This window comes from Phytoactinopolyspora endophytica, assembly GCF_004138495.1.
GTDB lineage: Bacteria > Actinomycetota > Actinomycetes > Jiangellales > Jiangellaceae > Phytoactinopolyspora > Phytoactinopolyspora endophytica.
Genome location: NZ_ML142851.1, coordinates 334,356 through 339,016, shown reverse-complemented (window position 1 = coordinate 339,016; position 4,661 = coordinate 334,356). Strand labels below are relative to the sequence as shown.

Below are 4,661 nucleotides of genomic sequence, written 5' to 3'. Positions count from 1 at the left end.
GAGGAGCATCGTGTCCCCGGATGGTGGGCGCAGAGCATCACTGTTTCGTACGAACAGGCACGCGGAATTCGCGCGCCCGGCCAGCGCAGCGACGGGACGTTCTCGGCCAACGCGAGCAAGACGGTAGCCGTGCCCATCGAACGCCTCTTCGACGCCTTCAACGACGTTGAGCTGCGCGAACGATGGCTTCCAGGTGTCACTATCCACGTGCGAACTGCCAATGCACCCAAGTCATTCCGCGCGGATTGGGACAACGACGGAACACGGATCGTGGCCGGCTTCATGGCCAAGGGCGACGCCAAATCCACGGTCGGACTCGAGCATGAGAAGCTGCCCGACACGGAGGCGTTGGCCCGGATGAAGGCCTTTTGGCGAGAGCGCTTCGTTGACCTGAAGCAGTTCCTCGAAGCCTGATCCGTCCCGGTGGTCATCGGCCCGAGCCGCGAGAACGCGTCGAAGGCTGGTGACCACCGGGACAGCACACCGCTTGCACTGGAAGGTCCAGCCGCGCGCGAGGCCTTTCTCTCAGTCGACCAGGACGGTGCGAGCGGAGCGCACAGTGAAGGTCTCCGCCGCCTCATAGACCAGCGGCTCGATGTCCGTGATCGGCGGGTTGCCCTCCACGAAGAGTGTCACCTCCCAGGTCGCGGTCAGGTCGACCTGTCCCTGGCCGGAACGCGCGTAGACGGCGTGTACGGGGTAATGGCCCGGTTCAGCCAGTGGGTCGGTGCCGTCGTACCCACGCCCTGGCCCCTGCCCGCCCGTTCCGTTACTCCACGACCACGCGTAGGACGGTTCTGCCTCCACGCTGCCCGGGAGGGGATTCTCGATGTCGAAGCCGACCGTTCCTGGGTCCTCGGTGGCGGCGATCACCGGTAGGTTCACCACGGCGTTGACGGCGGGAGCTACCTCTATCTCCGGCTCTGCGATGGCCTCGTAATGCTCTTCCAGAAAGGCGATGACCTCCGCCTCAACATCGGCCAGCGGAATCGGCTCGCCATCCTCGCCGGCGGTATGGCATATCTGTTCCCGGCCCGGCCACGTCTGCCATGGATCTCCCGCGTTCTCACGGCGATACACCTGTACATAGAACCCGTGCTGGCCGTCTTCTTCGCACATTGCTTCGACGCATATCTGATTGCCGTGCAGATCCGGATCATTCCCACCGCAGCGAATGACATATCGGACCATCCAGACGACGCCGTCGCCGTCGGCTACTTCCCCGCCGCCCAGCGGCGTGTCTGGATAGAACGCACGCGACTCGCTGTCGTAGATATACCCGACGCCACGATTATCCACCTCCGGCGTCGGCGGACACGGCAGGGGATCGCCATCACGATCGGTTCCGCAGCCCTCCGCCGCCGCAGGCACTTCAATAAAGAAAACTTGAAGTAGCGCTATGAGAACTCCAACTATGCCCGCCTTCATAGCGACTCGCTCTTGATTATTACCCACGCACCATCTTCATTGCGTTGCACCTGGTAGACAATTTGCTTTCCAAGATTCTCATCAAAAGAGTCCACCACACTTCCGCCAGGATCAATCAGTTCCGCAGCCGGAGCGTCGCTAACGGCCAGAAACGCGACGATATCACCGTCATACGATGTGACTGAAACATCCCCCACCGTGCTCGGTTCACCTTCAAGCCGCCAGCCATTACTAAGTGCTTCGTCGGCTAGCTCGTAGCCCGCCAAGCAAGCATTGCAACTGTCTGAGAACATCTCTCGGCGGCGCGCCAGCGCGTCTTCGGAAGTCCAGCTCTGATTCACCGTCTCGATGTATTCCTCGAAGAATTCGGTGATCTCCGCTTCAAGCTCAGCGGTCGGATCAGCGTCCGGGGTCGAGTCATCACCGGGATCGCTCGACTGCTCGTCGGACGGTTCAGCAGTCGGCTCACCACTCGACCCATGCGTCGGCTCCGGCGTACTCGTGCCCGATGCACTCGCCTCCGCCCCTGTGTCACTAGGTTCCGCTCCGGAGTCATCGTCGCTTGAACATCCGGCCACCAACATGACGCCTGCCGCGATCGACGCCGTGCCCCATCGTCGTACCGCACGACACCACGACCAACTTCGCACCATAGGGCCCCGAACAGCCTGAACAGGCGAATTGGACCTCCACGCCCCGTATCGCCTCCACCGTTCCGGCCCCGCATCGGCATGGTCTCGCGTATCTCGCTGACAGCCGACGTTCGCTACTCTCGCCGACGTCAGCGCAAGCGACGACCATGCCGTCGTCCCATGCCGGATTGACGCCGAACACTCGCACACGGGAGCGCACTCATCTACCGGCGCTCCGTGACCCACCACACGGCGCTCAAGATCATCCATGACCGGACAGAGTAATCTCAGTCAAGCCGGCGCGCTAGACCGTCATCCGCACAATGACAAAAAGAAACACACCGTGTCCGGTATGTCCACAAGCGTGCCTACAGAGGTCTAACGGAGGTCCAGCCCGATTCGAGCGGGACACGTCGACAGGCAAGGAGCCGGCGACGCTAGATGAGTTCATCCCGAGACGGTAGCTGAGCCGCGTTCCGGGCCGGGTGGCTGAGCCGCGTTCCTGGCCGGCGTGGACACCCCCCAGCAATGCGTCCGTCATCGGCCCGGTTCGATCCCTATCGACGCCGTATGCAGCGAACTTATGTCCCGACTTAACGAGCGCAGGCCCAGCGAGACGGAACTCACATGGTCCGTTCATCCGAATCTTGGCCCACTCTCAGGTTCCGTGTGAAGGATGGCAACTAACGACGAGACGACCCTCGTCAATAGGAGTGATGATGTACGCGATACCAACTGCGGCAGGGATCCTCGGTGTCACACCCGCGGCACTCGAGGCGGCACTACAGCGAGGCGAGACCATTGCGACGCTGGCCCGAGCGTGCGGACTCGACCTGGATACGATGACGGACTCGCTTGTCGATGCTGAGGTGCCGGACGTGGAAGCACTGGCGACGATCGCCGGCTTCGACTCGGACGACATCTCGGAGTTCACCGCCGAGATGCGCGCTTATCTTGTGACCTTCATCAACGACGGCGAGCACGTCGCCAATGCTCAGTTCGACCGACCGGCGCTCATCGGCGTCTAGGGCAGTCGCCCTGTAGACCGTCGGCGCCGGCGCGTTACCCACGCGCCGGCGCTGAATGTCCGCATAGCGTTCTGCCGGGTGCCCGTGGGCCTCACTCTGCAGGGCTTACGACTCAGAGCCGCACCCGCGCAGAATCGGACCGGCAGACAGCACGACCCGTCAGCTCAGGAACTGCGCGGCGAACTCTTCAGATGGCGGAATCTCGGTGATCACGTCGATGAGCACGCCAGACGGATCGGTGACGATGAAATGACGCTGCCCGAAGTCTTCACTGCGCAACGGTAGGGCAGGGGTAAGCCCGGCGCCGTCCACCAGGCGGCGGTGCTCGGCATCGACGTCGTCGACCTCGAAGTTGAGAAGCAGCCCGGCGACCGGCTTTCGATAGCCCTCCGGGATGGTCGGATGCGTGGCGTCCAGGATCGCAAGCTCGTACGCAGGGTCGCCGTCACGACGCAGGCTGACGTACCAGTCCACTTCGAAGACGACCGTGAAGCCGAAATGCTCCACGTAGAAGTCGCGGCTGGCCTCGACGTTTTCGGTAGCGATCACTGGATAGAAACTCGACAGCTTCATGGCTCCACCTTCACTTGGATACGTACCGTTGGTATGTTTCTTGGCTCAAGGTTAAACACATACCGGCGGTACGTCAAGCGTTAGGATCGGGCTATGCCATCGACACCACGGCCGACCCGCACCAAGGCGCAGCAGCGGGAGGAGACGACCCAAGCCCTGGTCGCCGAGGCTCGACAGCTCTTCGCGGAGAAGGGATACGCGCACGTCAGCCTGGCCGAGATCGTGGAGGCGACGGGCGTCACAAAAGGGGCCCTCTACCACCACTTCTCCGGCAAGGACGATCTGTTCCGCGCGGTCTTGAGACAGGTCCACGATGAAGTCGCGGAGCACATCGCTGATGCGGCTCCAGACGCCGACACCTGGACACAGCTGGTCGCCGGCTGCCGGGCATTCCTCACCGCCAGTACCGAGCCGCGAATTCAACAGATCATGCTGGTGGACGCACCGTCAGTGCTCGGCTGGGGTGCGTGGCGCGAACTCGACGCCGCCACCTCGATGCAGCAGCTCGAGGTGGCCCTGACCCAACTGGTCGACGAAGGGATTATCACCGATCATCCGGTTGCACCGCTGGCCCACCTGCTCTCGGGGGCGATGAACGAGGCGGCACTATGGCTGGCCCGGACGGGGAACCGCGAGCGCGACCTCGAGGACACCATGGCCGTGCTCACCCGCCTCCTCGAGTCTCTGCGCAGCTGACAACATCCGGCCAACCCTTCGTCGTATCCGGCCATAGTCACGACAGCTTGGAGACATCGAGCAGCGCCGACTCTATGATGCCGCCATGCCGACGCATCTGAGTTTCGATGACCACATCCAAGCGCTGGTGGCCAGCGGTGCGAGACTCCGCGATGCGGCCGCACGCGCGGGAATCGGCGCGGCCGTCCCGACATGCCCCGGCTGGAACGTCACAGACCTGGTCGCCCACCAGAGCATGGTGCACCGATGGGCGGCGGCGAACCTCCGCGGCGAGAAGGATCATGACACGGAAGCCTCGCTCGCC

Annotated in this window: 6 protein-coding genes and 1 pseudogene; 4 read left to right on the top strand and 3 right to left on the bottom strand. The window is 63.0% G+C overall.

Translation table 11 applies throughout. The features are described from left to right. Positions 1–414: pseudogene (locus tag ELR45_RS37160) on the top strand (hypothetical protein); the annotation flags it as partial. A 111-nt stretch (positions 415–525) separates the two neighbouring features. Here the strand turns inward: ELR45_RS37160 and ELR45_RS07375 are convergent. Together ELR45_RS07375 and ELR45_RS07370 are read right to left on the bottom strand one after the other, a co-directional pair. Further along, positions 526–1,299, bottom strand: a complete 774-nt coding sequence (locus ELR45_RS07375; protein WP_129664724.1) for a hypothetical protein — start codon at positions 1,297–1,299, stop codon at positions 526–528. A gap of 125 nt (positions 1,300–1,424) precedes the next feature. After that, entirely contained in the window at positions 1,425–2,012 is a 588-nt protein-coding gene (locus ELR45_RS07370; RefSeq protein ID WP_129664722.1) for a hypothetical protein, read from the bottom strand. 767 nt (positions 2,013–2,779) lie between these two features. On the opposite strand from ELR45_RS07370, the gene ELR45_RS07365 reads away from it, so the two are divergent. Next, positions 2,780–3,088: a hypothetical protein gene (locus tag ELR45_RS07365; RefSeq protein WP_129664720.1), complete on the top strand. Its 309-nt coding sequence runs from the start codon at positions 2,780–2,782 to the stop codon at positions 3,086–3,088. Between the two features lie 159 nt (positions 3,089–3,247). Here ELR45_RS07365 and ELR45_RS07360 read toward each other — a convergent pair whose 3' ends face one another. Then, a complete protein-coding gene (locus ELR45_RS07360) occupies positions 3,248–3,661 on the bottom strand; it encodes a VOC family protein (protein WP_129664718.1) in 414 nt (137 codons plus the stop codon). Positions 3,662–3,754: 93 nt separating this feature from the next. Here ELR45_RS07360 and ELR45_RS07355 point away from each other — a divergent pair, with 93 nt between their 5' ends. After that, the gene (locus ELR45_RS07355) at positions 3,755–4,357 is read left to right on the top strand and encodes a TetR/AcrR family transcriptional regulator (RefSeq protein ID WP_129664716.1); all 603 of its coding nucleotides are present in this window, start codon (positions 3,755–3,757) and stop codon (positions 4,355–4,357) included. Positions 4,358–4,442: 85 nt separating this feature from the next. After that, positions 4,443–4,661 (top strand): maleylpyruvate isomerase N-terminal domain-containing protein (locus ELR45_RS07350; protein WP_205856188.1); only part of this gene is annotated, 219 nt, incomplete at its 3' end.

Bases quoted from the DNA above. Each gene is read 5' to 3' on its own strand.
- ELR45_RS07355 (WP_129664716.1), top strand. From the start codon at position 3,755: ATGCCATCGACACCACGGCCGACCCGCACCAAGGCGCAGCAGCGGGAG.
- ELR45_RS07360 (WP_129664718.1), bottom strand. From the start codon at position 3,661: ATGAAGCTGTCGAGTTTCTATCCAGTGATCGCTACCGAAAACGTCGAG.
- ELR45_RS07365 (WP_129664720.1), top strand. From the start codon at position 2,780: ATGTACGCGATACCAACTGCGGCAGGGATCCTCGGTGTCACACCCGCG.
- ELR45_RS07370 (WP_129664722.1), bottom strand. From the start codon at position 2,012: ATGTTGGTGGCCGGATGTTCAAGCGACGATGACTCCGGAGCGGAACCT.